General features: G+C 73.5%; 10 protein-coding genes. 2 read left to right on the forward strand and 8 right to left on the reverse strand.

What is annotated here, in order from left to right; genetic code table 11:
* Positions 1-207: 207 nt before the first annotated feature.
* The 3 genes from galK to galT are packed head-to-tail and all read right to left on the reverse strand — an operon-like array spanning position 208 to position 3,573.
* Positions 208-1,350: a galactokinase gene (gene galK, locus SCATT_RS09990; protein WP_014627789.1), complete on the reverse strand. Its 1,143-nt coding sequence runs from the start codon at positions 1,348-1,350 to the stop codon at positions 208-210.
* Positions 1,347-2,378 carry a UDP-glucose 4-epimerase GalE gene (gene galE, locus SCATT_RS09995; protein ID WP_014142889.1) on the reverse strand — a complete coding sequence of 344 codons (1,032 nt, stop codon included), beginning with the start codon at positions 2,376-2,378 and terminating at the stop codon, positions 1,347-1,349. The genes galK and galE overlap by 4 nt, the downstream gene beginning before the upstream one ends.
* Positions 2,379-2,433: 55 nt before the next feature.
* Positions 2,434-3,573: a galactose-1-phosphate uridylyltransferase gene (gene galT, locus SCATT_RS10000; protein WP_014142890.1), complete on the reverse strand. Its 1,140-nt coding sequence runs from the start codon at positions 3,571-3,573 to the stop codon at positions 2,434-2,436.
* Positions 3,574-3,816: 243 nt separating this feature from the next.
* Here galT and SCATT_RS10005 point away from each other — a divergent pair, with 243 nt between their 5' ends.
* Positions 3,817-5,508, forward strand: a complete 1,692-nt coding sequence (locus SCATT_RS10005; RefSeq protein WP_014142891.1) for a sodium:solute symporter family protein — start codon at positions 3,817-3,819, stop codon at positions 5,506-5,508.
* Positions 5,509-5,533: 25 nt separating this feature from the next.
* Entirely contained in the window at positions 5,534-5,839 is a 306-nt protein-coding gene (locus SCATT_RS10010; protein ID WP_014142892.1) for a hypothetical protein, read from the forward strand.
* A gap of 37 nt (positions 5,840-5,876) precedes the next feature.
* On the opposite strand, the gene SCATT_RS10015 is transcribed toward SCATT_RS10010, so the two are convergent.
* The 5 genes from SCATT_RS10015 to rsmA form a co-directional block, all read right to left on the reverse strand.
* Positions 5,877-6,566, reverse strand: a complete 690-nt coding sequence (locus SCATT_RS10015; protein ID WP_014142893.1) for a helix-turn-helix transcriptional regulator — start codon at positions 6,564-6,566, stop codon at positions 5,877-5,879.
* A gap of 238 nt (positions 6,567-6,804) precedes the next feature.
* Complete coding sequence (locus SCATT_RS10020) at positions 6,805-8,355, reverse strand: outer membrane protein assembly factor BamB family protein (RefSeq protein ID WP_106433115.1); 1,551 nt, start codon at positions 8,353-8,355, stop codon at positions 6,805-6,807.
* 142 nt (positions 8,356-8,497) lie between these two features.
* Positions 8,498-10,333 (reverse strand): ABC-F family ATP-binding cassette domain-containing protein, encoded by a 1,836-nt coding sequence (locus tag SCATT_RS10025; protein WP_014142895.1) that lies wholly within the window; start codon positions 10,331-10,333, stop codon positions 8,498-8,500.
* Between the two features lie 201 nt (positions 10,334-10,534).
* Positions 10,535-11,464, reverse strand: a complete 930-nt coding sequence (locus tag SCATT_RS10030) for a 4-(cytidine 5'-diphospho)-2-C-methyl-D-erythritol kinase (RefSeq protein WP_014142896.1) — start codon at positions 11,462-11,464, stop codon at positions 10,535-10,537.
* 53 nt (positions 11,465-11,517) lie between these two features.
* Positions 11,518-12,399 carry a 16S rRNA (adenine(1518)-N(6)/adenine(1519)-N(6))-dimethyltransferase RsmA gene (gene rsmA / locus SCATT_RS10035; RefSeq protein WP_014142897.1) on the reverse strand — a complete coding sequence of 294 codons (882 nt, stop codon included), beginning with the start codon at positions 12,397-12,399 and terminating at the stop codon, positions 11,518-11,520.
* Positions 12,400-12,447: the final 48 nt, after the last annotated feature.

Consider the following 12,447-nt stretch of genomic DNA (forward strand, 5'->3'; position numbering starts at 1 on the left):
GGTGGTGGTGGGCGCGGTGGCGGGGGTGGTGCGGGCGTCGGGTCCGGGGGCGGGGTGCGCCGGTGGGCGGCCCCCGCTCCCGGCGCGCGTGGTGCGCGCGCGCCGGGTGCCCACCACCGCACGCCGCGTGTGGTCACGTCCGCGCGCCCACAGTGGTGTGGGTACGCCGCAGTGGTGCGCAGGCGTCCCGGTGGTGGTGCGCGGTCGTCAGGAGATCCGGTGCGCGCCGGGGCCGGGGGTGGCGGTGAAGATCCGCGGGGGGCGGTGGCCGGCGGCGCGGAAGGCGGCGGTGAGCGCGTCGGAGACCTTCTGGGCCGCTTCCTCCTCGACCAGGGCGATGGCCGAGCCGCCGAATCCGCCGCCGGTCATCCGGGCGCCGAGGGCTCCGGTGTCGAGCGCGGTGGCGACGGCCAGGTCGAGTTCGGGGCAGGAGACGCGGAAGTCGTCGCGGAGCGAGGCGTGGCCGGCGGTGAGCAGGGGTCCGACGGAGCGCGGGTCGCCGGCTTCGAGGCGGGCGACGACCTGTTCGACGCGGTGGTTCTCGGTGACGACGTGGCGGACGAGGCGGCGGCTGTTCTCGTCGTCGAGCCGGGCCAGGGCCTCGTCGAGCCGGTCGTGGGCGATGTCGCGCAGGGCTTCGACGCCGAGGGCGGCGGCGGCCTCCTCGCAGCCGCGGCGGCGGTCGCCGTAGCCGCCTTCGCTGTGGTCGTGCTTGACCTGGGTGTCGATCACCAGCAGGCGCAGTCCGTGGGCGGCGAGGTCGAGCGGGATGTGCCGCTGGGACAGGTCGCGGGTGTCGAGGAAGAGGGCGTGGCCCTCGGTGCAGCAGGCGGAGGCGGTCTGGTCCATGATGCCGGTGGGGGCGCCGACGAAGACGTTCTCGGCGCGCTGGCACAGCCGGGCCAGGCGCCAGCGTTCCAGCCCGAGCCCGAACAGGTCGGACAGGGCGAGGGCGGTGACCACCTCCAGGGCGTGCGAGGAGGACAGGCCGGCGCCGATCGGGACGGTGCTGTCGTAGTGCAGGTCGGCGCCGGTGATCCGGTGGCCGGCGTCGCGCAGCGCCCAGGCGATGCCGGCCGGGTAGGCGGTCCAGCCGTGGGTGCCGCCGGGGCGCAGGTCGTCCAGGCGCAGTTCGACGGGGGCGCCGGACGCCTCGGCGGAGGAGTGGAGCCGCAGGACGCCGTCGTCGCGGCGGGACGCGGCGGCCACGGTGGTGCGGGTGAGGGCGAAGGGGAGGACGAACCCGTCGTTGTAGTCCGTGTGTTCGCCGATGAGGTTCACCCGTCCCGGGGCGGCCCATACACCCTCAGGGGTGAATCCGTAGAGCTGCTGGAACACGTCCGCTGTCACTGTGCGTTCTCCTGACACTTGCGCTGCTCGAACTCCCAGGCGTCGCGCACGATCGAGGCGAGATCGGTGCGTGACGGCTGCCAGCCGAGGAGCGTACGGGCGCGTTCCGCGGAGGCGACGAGCACGGCCGGGTCGCCGTCGCGTCGCGGGGCGGTGGTCTCGGGCACCGGGTGGCCGGTGACCTCGCGCACGGTCTCGACGACCTGGCGGACGGTGAAGCCGTTGCCGTTGCCGAGGTTGCACACCAGGTGGCGGCCGGGGCGGGCGGCGGTCAGCGCGAGGAGGTGGGCTTCGGCGAGGTCGGCGACGTGGATGTAGTCGCGTACGCAGGTGCCGTCGGGGGTGGGGTAGTCGTCGCCGAAGACGGCGATGGACTCGCGCCGTCCGGCGGCGACTTGGAGCACGAGGGGGATCAGATGGGTTTCGGGGTCGTGGCGTTCGCCGTGGACGGTGCCGTCCTGGGCGGTGTAGGCGCCTGCCACGTTGAAATAGCGCAGTGAGACCGCGGCCAGCCCGTGGGCGGCGCATTCGGCGGCGATCATGTGGTCGACGGCGAGTTTGGTGGCGCCGTAGGGGTTGGTGGGGGCGGTGGGGGTGTCCTCGGTGATGGGGACGGTGGCCGGTTCGCCGTAGGTGGCGGCGGTGGAGGAGAAGACCAGGGTGCGCACGCCGGTGCGGCGCATGGCGGCGAGGAGTTCGAGGGTGCCGCCGACGTTGTTGCGCCAGTACTTGTCGGGGTCGGTGACGGATTCGCCGACCTGGGAGGAGGCGGCGAAGTGGAGCACGGCGTCGTAGCCGCGCTCCAGCACCTCGGCGGCGTCCTGGATCCGCCCTTCGACGAAGTCGGCGCCGGCCGGCACGCCGGAGCGGTGGCCGGTGGACAGGTCGTCGAGGACGGTGACCCGGTGGCCGGCTTCCAGCAGGTGGGCGGCGACCACGCCGCCGACGTAGCCGGCGCCCCCGGTGACCAGGTAGGTGCCGGGCGGCTGGGCGGGTCCCGGGACGGTGGCGGGGCCGGGGATGCTCACTTCGGGTGCTGCCTTTCGGTCGCGGGCGGGGCGCCCCGCGCGGGGGCCGGGGTGGTCACGGCCGGGCCAGCGCGGTGCCGGGGTGGCCGGTGGTGGCGACCTGGCGCAGCCGCGCGGCGGCGGTCTCGGGCGGGACGTCGTTGATGAACACGCTCATGCCGGATTCCGAACCGGCGAGGAACTTCAGCTTTCCCTCGGTACGGCGGATGGTGAAGAGCTCCAGGTGGAGGGCGAAGTCGCGGCGCCGCGGGTGGTCGACGGGGGCCTGGTGCCAGGCGGCGATGTAGGGGGTGGGGGCCGGCCGGGGGGTGTCGGGGGTGGTGAAGAGGCGGTCGAAGCGGCGCAGGAGTTCGAGGTACACGTGGGGGAACTCGGCGCGGGCGGCGTCGTCGAGGGCGAGGAGGTCGGGCACCCGGCGGTTGGGGTAGAGGTGGACCTCGTAGGGCCAGTGGGCGGCGTGCGGGACGAAGGCGGTCCAGTGGTCGCCTTCGACGACCACGCGCTCGGCGGCGGCGCGTTCGGCGTCGAGGACGTCGTCGAAGAGGTTGCGGCCGGTGCGCCGGTGGTGGTCGGCGAGGCGGGCCAGCATGCGTTCGGTGCGGGGGGTGATGAAGGGGTAGGCGTAGATCTGGCCGTGGGAGTGGCTGAGGGTGACGCCGATCTCGGCGCCGCGGTTCTCGAAGCAGAAGACCTGGGCGACGCCGGGGAGTTGGGCGAGTTCGGCGGTGCGGTCGGTCCAGGCGTCGAGGACGAGGGCGGCCTGGCCGGGGGTGAGGTCGGCGAAGGAGGCGTGGTGGTCGGGGGTGAAGCAGACGACCTCGCAGCGTCCGGCGCCGGGGCGGCTGGTGAAGATCCCGTCGGGTCCGGTGGCGGCCTGGGGGCCGGGTCCGCCGGTGAGTGAGGGGAAGCGGTTCTCGAAGACGACGACGTCGTAGTCGGCGGCCGGGATCTCGGAGTGGCGGCCGGGTCCGGAGGGGCACAGCGGGCACTGGTCGGCGGGTGGGTGGTAGGTGCGGCCCTGCCGGTGGGAGGCGATGGCGACCCATTCGCCGAGCAGCGGGTCGTGGCGGATCTCGGAGGCGGTGGTGGTGGCGTCCAGTGGCCGCTGGTCCACCGCGTCCCGGACGCTGTCGTCGCGGGCGTCGTAGTAGATCAGTTCGCGACCGTCGGCGAGCCGGGTCGTCGTCTTCTTCACCCCGGAGGCTCCTCACGTACGTATGTCGTTCCACGCCATCCTAAACAGAAGCCAACACAAGACACCAGAAGCAAACAGACTCTCGCCGCGGCGCCGCCGGGAACATAAGGGGCGAACCACTCGGTTCGATCACGATCCAACAAAGAACTCCACCACCAGTGTTCATTTTCCAAACACAGAGGGTTACCTTCACCCCGTCCCGTCCGCGATATGTGCAATGACGCCCACTGAAGCGAGATCCCCATGTCCTACCTGGCCGCAGGGCTTCGGCTGCCCACCAACGGTCTCGACTACGCGATCCTGGTCATCTACTTCGTCGTGGTCCTCGGCATCGGATTCGCCGCGAAACGCAGCGTGCGGACCAGCCTGGACTTCTTCCTCTCCGGCAGATCGCTGCCGGCCTGGGTCACCGGGCTGGCGTTCGTGGCCGCCAACCTCGGTGCCACCGAGATCCTGGGCATGGCCGCCAACGGCGCGCAGTACGGCGCCTACACCGTGCACTGGTACTGGATCGGCGCCATCCCGGCCATGGTCTTCCTGGGCCTGGTGATGATGCCGTTCTACTACGGCTCCAAGGTCCGCTCGGTGCCGGAGTTCCTGCTGCACCGCTTCGGCCCCTCCTCGCACCTGCTCAGCTCGGTGATCTTCGCGGTCTCCTCGGTGCTGATCGCCGGGGTCAACCTGTACGCGATGGCGATCGTGCTCCAGGCGCTGCTGGGTTGGCCGCAGTGGGTGGCCATCGTGGTGGCCGGCGCGTTCGTGCTGGTCTACATCACCATCGGCGGGCTCTCCTCGGCGATCTACAACGAGGTGCTCCAGTTCTTCGTCATCCTCGCCGCGCTGATCCCGCTGACCATCGTCGGCCTCAAGCGGGTCGGCGGCTGGCACGGGCTGAGCCACTCGCTGACCGCCAGCCACGGCCAAGCCTTCCTGACCGCCTGGAAGGGCACCGGGATCGGCACCGCCAACCCGCTGGGCGCCAACTGGCTGACCATCGTGCTCGGTCTGGGCTTCGTGATGAGCTTCGGCTACTGGACGACCAACTTCGCCGAGGTGCAGCGCGCACTGTCGGCCAAGAACCTCTCGGCCGCCAAGCGCACCCCGCTGATCGCCGCCTTCCCCAAGCTGGCCATCCCCATGGTGGTCGTCCTGCCCGGGCTGATCGCCCTGGTCATGGAGCCGACGCTGGGCAAGTCCGCGAGCGGGCTGCAGTACAACGACGCGATCCCGGTGCTCATGCGCGACCTGCTGCCCAACGGCGTGCTGGGGATCGCGGTCACCGGTCTGCTGGCCGCGTTCATGGCGGGCATGGCGGCCAACGTCTCCTCGTTCAACACGGTGTTCACCAACGACATCTGGGCCGCCTACGTCAAGAAGGGCCGCCCGGACGCCTACTACCTCAGGACCGGCCGCGTCGTCACCGCGGTCGGGGTGCTGATCGGCATGGGGACCGCCTTCGTGGCCTCGTCGTTCAGCAACATCATGAACTACCTGCAGACCCTGTTCTCCTTCTTCAACGTGCCGCTGTTCTGCGTGTTCATCCTCGGCATGTTCTGGAAGCGGGCCACCGGGGCGGCCGGGTTCTGGGGGCTGCTGGCCGGCACCGTGGCGGCGATGGTCAACTACTTCTGGATCTACAAGCAGCACATCATCGCCATCCCCAGCGACCAGGGCGCCAACTTCGTCTCCTCGATGGTCGCCTTCGGGGCGGGCGCGGTGGTGATGGTGGTCGTCTCGCTGTTCACCAAGGCCAAGCCGGCGGTCGAGCTGGCCGGACTGGTCTACGGCACCCGGCCGGTGGACCGGGCCACCGGCGGCGAACTCGCCGAGGAACCGCTCGCCGCGGGCGACGACGCCTGGTACCGCAAGCCCGCGCTGCTCGGCTGGGGCGCCATCGTCCTCGCCGTCGTCTGCTACGTGCCCTTCTCCCTCTGACCACGCCGATCCGGAAAGCAGCACCATGAGCGACTACCAGCAGCAAGTCGAGGAACTGGAACGCAAGTCCGCCACCGCCGCCCGGCTGTTCGACGTACGCCGGATCATCGGCGGGCTCTTCGTGGTCTACGGGGTGATCGTCACCATCGCCGGCTTCACCGCCTCCGACGCCGACATCCACAAGGCCCAGGGCATCAACATCAACCTGTGGACGGGGGTGGGGATGCTCGTGCTGGGGCTGGCGTTCCTGCTGTGGCTGCGGCTGAGCCCGACCCCGCCGCCGCCCGCCGCCGAGGAGGCCGCCGCCGAGGACACCGACCCGCGCCCCTGACCCGTGGGCCGTGCCGTGGGCCCCGGCCCCGGCACGGCTACGGGGCCACCTCGCGGTGGCAGGCCGCCGACGCCCGGTCCAGCAGGCCGGTGCGGGCCGCCAGCGCCGCCGCCTCCAGGCGGGAGCCCACGCCGAGCTTCATCAGGACGCGCTGGACGTGGGTGCGGGCGGTGCTGGGGGCGATGGACATCCCGGCCGCGATCAGCCGGGTGTCCTCGCCCTCGGCGACCCGCACCAGGACCTCGACCTCGCGCGGGGTGAGCAGCCGCAGCAGCCGGCTGCCCTCGTCGTCCGGTTCGGCGACCGGGTGCAGCAGCTCGGCGAAGGCCAGCTGGAGCAGTTGCGGGGCGACCGCGGACTCCCCCGCCCGGGCCTTGGCCATCGCCCGCTCGACGCCCTCGATCCGTTCGTCGTGGCGTACGTACCCGGCGGCGCCGGCGGCGAAGGCGGCGGCGATGCCGCGCGGGCTCGGCACCGGCCCGAGGACGAGAACGGCGACGGCGGGCCGTTCCCGTCTGATGCGCAGCACCGGGTCGAAGGCGCCGGCCGCGGCGGGGGCGGCGGTGCCCAGCAGGCACACCTCCGGGGTGCGGGCCGCGACCAGGTCGGCCGCGGCGGCGGTGGGGGCACCCGCGGCGAGCACCCGGTGGCCGCGCAGCCGTAACGCGGAGGCGAGCGCCTCGGCGAGCAGCCGGTGGTCGTCGACCACCACGAGCCGTATGCCCATCGACCCTCCCCCTCGTCCCCCGGCGGCGCGGCCCGTGCCGTGCGCCCCGCCCCGCCCGCGACCGTGGCCGGCCGGCGACCGGCCCGGCCGGTGCCGCGTCGGTCGGTCCCCGGAAGCTACACGTTCGCCGTGCTCCGCGCGCCGGTATCCGGGGCGAAACCGCCCCGGGGGAACCGAAAACCCCACCCTCACTGGCCAATTCGCGTGGCCAAAGGCGACGCGGCGGGCTGACGGGCGGTCAGCGCAGCGTGGCCATCAGGTAGGGCAGGCGGGCGCCGGCGGCGATGCCCGCCAGCGCCAGCACCAGGGTGTCGTCGTGCCATCCCTCGGCCAGGTCCCAGGAGCCCTGGAACGGCTGCTCGCGCGAGGCGGTGGCGGCGGCGAAGGTGGTGTACGGGGTGGCCTTGCCGGTGCCGGTGTCGATCTTGAGGACGGTGCCGCCGCGGTCGGCCGGAGGGGTTTCGTAGGCGATGACCGAGGACCCCTCGACGGTGACCAGGTCCATCGGGCGCTCCTGCGACGAGGAGAGCCAGCGGCCGTCGCCGGTGGCCAGGTCGAAGGCGGCGATCTCGTTGGTGCGGGTGCCCTTGGCGTGGCCGGGGTGGTCCACGGTGGCCAGGTACAGGGTGCCGCCGTCGACGGCCACGTTGCGGCACGGGGTCATCCGGCCGCCGGCCGGGCAGCTGATGGCGTACCTGCCCAGGTCGCCGCTGCCGCGGCCGAGGGAGATCCGGCCGCCGAGCCGGCCGCCGTCGATGTCCCACAGGTCGGTCAGGCCGGTGTTGGCACTGAGGCCGATGACGACGGGCTTGGTGGAGACGACGTTGCGCACGTCGGTGCCGGCCGGGGCGTCCCAGGTCCAGACGGGCTTGCCGGAGGCCGGGTCGACCAGGGAGACGTGGTTGGGGTTGCCGCTGCCGGAGCACTGGTAGACCTCGATGAGCTGGGCGCCGCCGCCGAAGCCCTTGTCGTGGCAGGGGGAGCCCTCGCTGGAGTGCCACAGCTCGCGGCCGGTGCTCGCCTGGTAGGCCATGGTGGCCACGCTCGGGCCCCAGGTCACCGCGACGGTGTCGCCGCTGAGCGCCATGTCGGTGCTCTGGAAGGCATCGGTCGCCGGGAGGAGGGAGTCCGTCGGGGCGGGCAGCGGCTTGTGCCACAGCATCCGGCCGGCCCGGACGTCGACGACCATCACGTTCTCGCAGTGGGCGCCGTACTGCACGGCGACCCGGCCGGCCACCAGGTCGGTGGCGGAGACGCAGGTGGCGCCCTGCGGCGCGGCCACCGTCCAGCGCTGGGCGCCGGAGGCGAGGTCGTAGCCGGTGACCGCGTCGGGCGACTGCTTGACCACCTCGTCGCCGTCGAACCACAGCCCCGGCACCGGGGCGACGAGCCTGCCCTTGGGTATCGCCGGCGCCGGAACCGTCCAGCGCACCCGGCCGTCCGCCTGGTGCCCGGCGACCGGGGCGGGCAGCGGCCGGTCGTGGTGGCCGTGGTCGCCCGCGGCCCAGAACCACACCCCGCCGGCCACCACGAGCACGGCCGCCACGACCCCGGCGACCACCCCCGCGAGCCTCCCCCGCCGCCCGCCCCCGCCCGGCCCCGGCGGAACCGGCGGCACCGGCGGGACGGGGTACGGCTGCTGCGCCGGGTACGGCTGGCCGTACGGGGCCGCGCCGTACGGGCCGGGGGGCGGAACGGGGACCGAGGCGCCCGGCGGGACCGGCGGCGGGGGCCCGCCGTACGGGCCGGGGCGGACGGGGCCGCCGGGCGGCGGTGGCGGCTGCGACATGGCGGTTCCTCGGTCGAGATCGTGATCGGCGGCATTCTTTGTACCACCGGCCACCGGTCCCGCTCCGGCCACCGCCGTTCCACCCGCCAGGTCGCAATCCGACCGCGACGTCCCCGTGACGACGGCGGGGCGGTCCGCCGCCTCAGACCTCTTCGGCCAGCTCCAGCCAGCGCAGCTCCAACTCCTCGCGTTCGGCGGCGAGTTCACGCAGGCGGGCGTCGAGGCCGGCGATGCGCTCGAAGTCGGTGGCGTTCTCGGCCATTTCGGCGTGGAGCGCGGTCTCCTTCTCGGCGACGCGGTCGAGTTGGCGTTCGATCTTCTGGAGTTCCTTCTTGGCGGCGCGCTGGTCGGCCGCCGAGGACCTGGGCTTGTCCTTGGCGGTCCTGGCGGCGGCAGCGGCGGGGGTGGCCGCGGCGGCGAGGACGGCCTGGCGGCGTTCGAGGTACTCGTCCACCCCGCGCGGGAGCATCCGCAGCGTGCCGTCGCCGAGGAGGGCGAGGACCCGGTCGGTGGTGCGCTCGATGAAGTACCGGTCGTGGCTGATGACGATCATCGAGCCGGGCCAGCCGTCGAGGAGGTCCTCGAGCTGGGTGAGGGTCTCGATGTCGAGGTCGTTGGTGGGCTCGTCGAGGAAGAGGACGTTGGGCTCGTCCATCAGCAGCCGCAGGATCTGGAGCCGGCGGCGCTCACCGCCGGAGAGGTCGCCGACCGGGGTCCACTGCTTCTCCTTGCCGAAGCCGAACCGTTCGCACAGCTGGGAGGCGGTCATCTCGCGTCCCTTGCCGAGGTCGACGCGCTGCCGGATCGCCTCGACGGACTCCAGCACCCGCCAGTTCGGGTCGAGTTCGGCGACCTCCTGGGAGAGGTGGGCGAGGCGGACGGTCTTGCCGACGACGATCCGGCCGTGGCCGAGGCCGGCCGGGGCGGCGGCGGTGGCGTCGTCGGCGTCACGGGCGGCGGCGGCCTGGGCGAGGGTCCGCAGCAAGGTGGTCTTGCCCGCTCCGTTGACGCCGACCAGGCCGATCCGGTCGCCGGGGCCGAGCTGCCAGGTCAGATGGGTGAGCAGGGTGCGGTCGCCGGCCTTGACGGTGACGTCTTCCAGGTCGAAGACGGTCTTGCCGAGGCGGGAGCCGGCGAACCGCATCAGTTCGGCGGTGTCGCGCGGCGGCGGGACGTCGGCGATGAGTTCGTTGGCCGCCTCGATGCGGAACCGGGGCTTGCTGGTGCGGGCCGGGGCGCCGCGGCGCAGCCAGGCGAGTTCCTTGCGGGCCAGGTTCTGCCGCTTGGCCTCCTCGGTGGCGGCGCGGCGTTCGCGTTCGGCGCGGGCGAAGACGTAGTCGGAGTAGCCGCCCTCGTACTCGTGGACCGCGGCGCGCTGCACGTCCCACATGCGGGTGCAGACCTGGTCGAGGAACCAGCGGTCGTGGGTGACGCAGACCAGGGCGCAGCGGCGGGCCTGGAGGTGGGCGGCGAGCCAGGCGATGCCTTCGACGTCGAGGTGGTTGGTGGGCTCGTCCAGGACGATGAGGTCCGGTTCGGCGATGAGCAGTTTGGCCAGCGCGATGCGGCGGCGTTCACCGCCGGAGAGCGGGCCGATGACGGTGTCCAGGCCCTGCGCGAAGCCGGGCAGGTCCAGGCCGCCGAAGAGGCCGGTGAGCACGTCGCGGATCTTGGCGTTGCCGGCCCATTCGTGGTCGGCGAGGTCGCCGATGACCTCGTGCCGGACGGTGGCCCGCGGGTCGAGGGTGTCGGACTGGGTGAGGATGCCCAGGCGCAGGTCACCGGCGTGGGTGACGCGCCCGCTGTCGGGTTCCTCCAGTTTGGCGAGGATCCGGATGAGGGTGGTCTTGCCGTCGCCGTTGCGGCCGACGACGCCGATGCGGTCGCCTTCCGAGACGCCGAGGGACGTGCCGTCGAGAAGCGTCCGGGTGCCGTACACCTTGCTGACGGACTCGACGTTGACCAGGTTGACCGCCATTTTTCTCCATGCTCGCCGGATGGTCCGGTCCTACAGCCTAGTGCCGCATCAGCCAAGGTTCGTCCCGTCGCGACGCCCGGCACGGCACCTCGCGGCGTTGCCGGACCGACCGAGTAGGCCCACTACGAGGCCGATCCGGCGCCTTGCGATGCACCGCACCGGACGCCGCTCCTTACCGGACGAACCCTGGCTGACGCGGCACTAGTGCCGCCGGGTGGGCGGGGCGACGACGGTGGCTCCGGGGGCGGGGGCGGTGGTGGCCCGGGCGGTGCGGCAGGTGCCGGAGGCGGTGAGCGCCTTGCCGATCCGGGCCGCGGCGTCGGCGTCCTCGGCCAGGAAGGCGCAGGTGGGGCCGGAGCCGGAGACGAGGGCGGCGAGGGCGCCGGCCTCGGTGCCGGTGCGCAGGGTGTCGGCGAGGCAGGGGCGCAGCGACAGCGCGGCGGCCTGGAGGTCGTTGCCGACGGCGGCGGCGAGGGCGGCGGCGTCGCCGGTGCGCAACGCCGCCAGCAGGGCGGGGGACGCCTCGGGGGCGGGGACGGTGACGGCGGCGGCCTGGCGCAGCCGGTCGCATTCGCGGTAGACGGCCGGGGTGGACAGGCCGCCGTCGGCGACCGCGAAGACCCAGTGGAAGGTGCCGCCGACGGTGAGGGGTTCGAGGAGTTCGCCGCGTCCGCGGCCCAGGGCGGCGCCGCCGACCAGGCTGAAGGGGACGTCGCTGCCCAACTCGGCGCAGATGTCGAGGAGTTCGTCGCGGGTGGCGCCGGTGCCCCACAGCGTGTCGCAGGCCAGCAGGGCGCCGGCGGCGTCGGCGCTGCCGCCGGCCATGCCGCCGGCCACCGGGATGTCCTTGGCGATGTGCAGATGGACGTCGGCCCGGCGGCCGTGGCGGGCGGCGAGGGCCTCGGCGGCGCGGGCGGCGAGGTTGCCGGAGTCCAGCGGCACCTGGTCGGCGTCGGGGCCGGAGACGGTGATCCGCAGGGCGTCGGCCGGGGTGGCGGTGACCTCGTCGTACAGGCCGACCGCGAGGAAGACGTTGGCCAGGTCGTGGAAGCCGTCGGCGCGCAGCGGTCCCACGGCGAGCTGCGCGTTGACCTTGGCGGGAACGCGGACGGTGACGGGGGCGGTGGTCACGTCTCTCCTTGGACGGTCGGCGGGGTCGGTCGGCGGAACGGTCGCGGGGGCGGTCAGGAGGCGGCCGGCGGGCGGTGTTCGGCGACGGCGGCGAACTGCTCGACGGTGAGCGACTCGCCGCGGGCCTGCGGGGAGACGCCCGCCGCGGTGAGGGCGGCCTCGGCGGCGGCGGGCGATCCGGCCCAGCCGGCCAGGGCGGCCCGCAGGGTCTTGCGGCGTTGCGCGAAGGCGGCGTCGACCACGGCGAAGACCTGCGCGCGGGTGGCGGTGGTGACCACCGGTTCGGTGCGGCGGACCAGGGAGACCAGGCCGGAGTCGACGTTGGGGGCGGGCCAGAAGACGTTGCGGCCGATGGCGCCGGCCCGTTTGACGTGGGCGTACCAGGCGGCCTTGACCGAGGGGACGCCGTAGACCTTGGAGCCGGGGGCGGCGGCGAGGCGGTCGGCGACCTCGGACTGCACCATCACCAGGGTGCGTTCGATGCTGGGGAAGGTGGCGAGCATGTGGAGCAGCACGGGGACGGCGACGTTGTAGGGGAGGTTGGCCACCAGCGCGGTCGGCGGCGGGCCGGGGACCTCGCTGACCTGGAGGGCGTCGCGGTGGACGAGGTCGAAGCGGTCGGCGCGGCCGGGCAGGCGGGCGTGGACGGTGGCCGGCAGGGCGGCGGCGAGCACCGGGTCGATCTCGACCGCGACCAGCCGGTCGGCCGCCTCCAGCAGGGCCAGGGTGAGCGAGCCGAGGCCCGGCCCGACCTCGACCACCACGTCGTCCGGGCGCACCCCGGCGGTGCGCACGATGCGGCGTACGGTGTTGGCGTCGATGACGAAGTTCTGGCCGAGCTGCTTGGTGGGGCGTACGCCCAGGGCGGCGGCCAGTTCGCGGATGTCGGCGGGGCCCAGTAGCGGGCCGTGCTCGGTGGAGGGGGTGCTGCTCACCCCGTAAGCCTACGTAAGCGGCGGTGCGGTGGGCGCACCCGGCGCCGG

It is taken from the genome of Streptantibioticus cattleyicolor NRRL 8057 = DSM 46488, from assembly GCF_000240165.1.
In the GTDB taxonomy this organism is placed as follows: Bacteria; Actinomycetota; Actinomycetes; order Streptomycetales; family Streptomycetaceae; genus Streptantibioticus; species Streptantibioticus cattleyicolor.

Excerpts from the sequence above, each read along its gene's own strand:
- SCATT_RS10005 (WP_014142891.1), top strand. The coding sequence starts at position 3,817 with ATGTCCTACCTGGCCGCAGGGCTTCGGCTGCCCACCAACGGTCTCGAC.
- SCATT_RS10010 (WP_014142892.1), top strand. The coding sequence starts at position 5,534 with ATGAGCGACTACCAGCAGCAAGTCGAGGAACTGGAACGCAAGTCCGCC.
- SCATT_RS10015 (WP_014142893.1), bottom strand. The coding sequence starts at position 6,566 with ATGGGCATACGGCTCGTGGTGGTCGACGACCACCGGCTGCTCGCCGAG.
- SCATT_RS10020 (WP_106433115.1), bottom strand. The coding sequence starts at position 8,355 with ATGTCGCAGCCGCCACCGCCGCCCGGCGGCCCCGTCCGCCCCGGCCCG.
- SCATT_RS10025 (WP_014142895.1), bottom strand. The coding sequence starts at position 10,333 with ATGGCGGTCAACCTGGTCAACGTCGAGTCCGTCAGCAAGGTGTACGGC.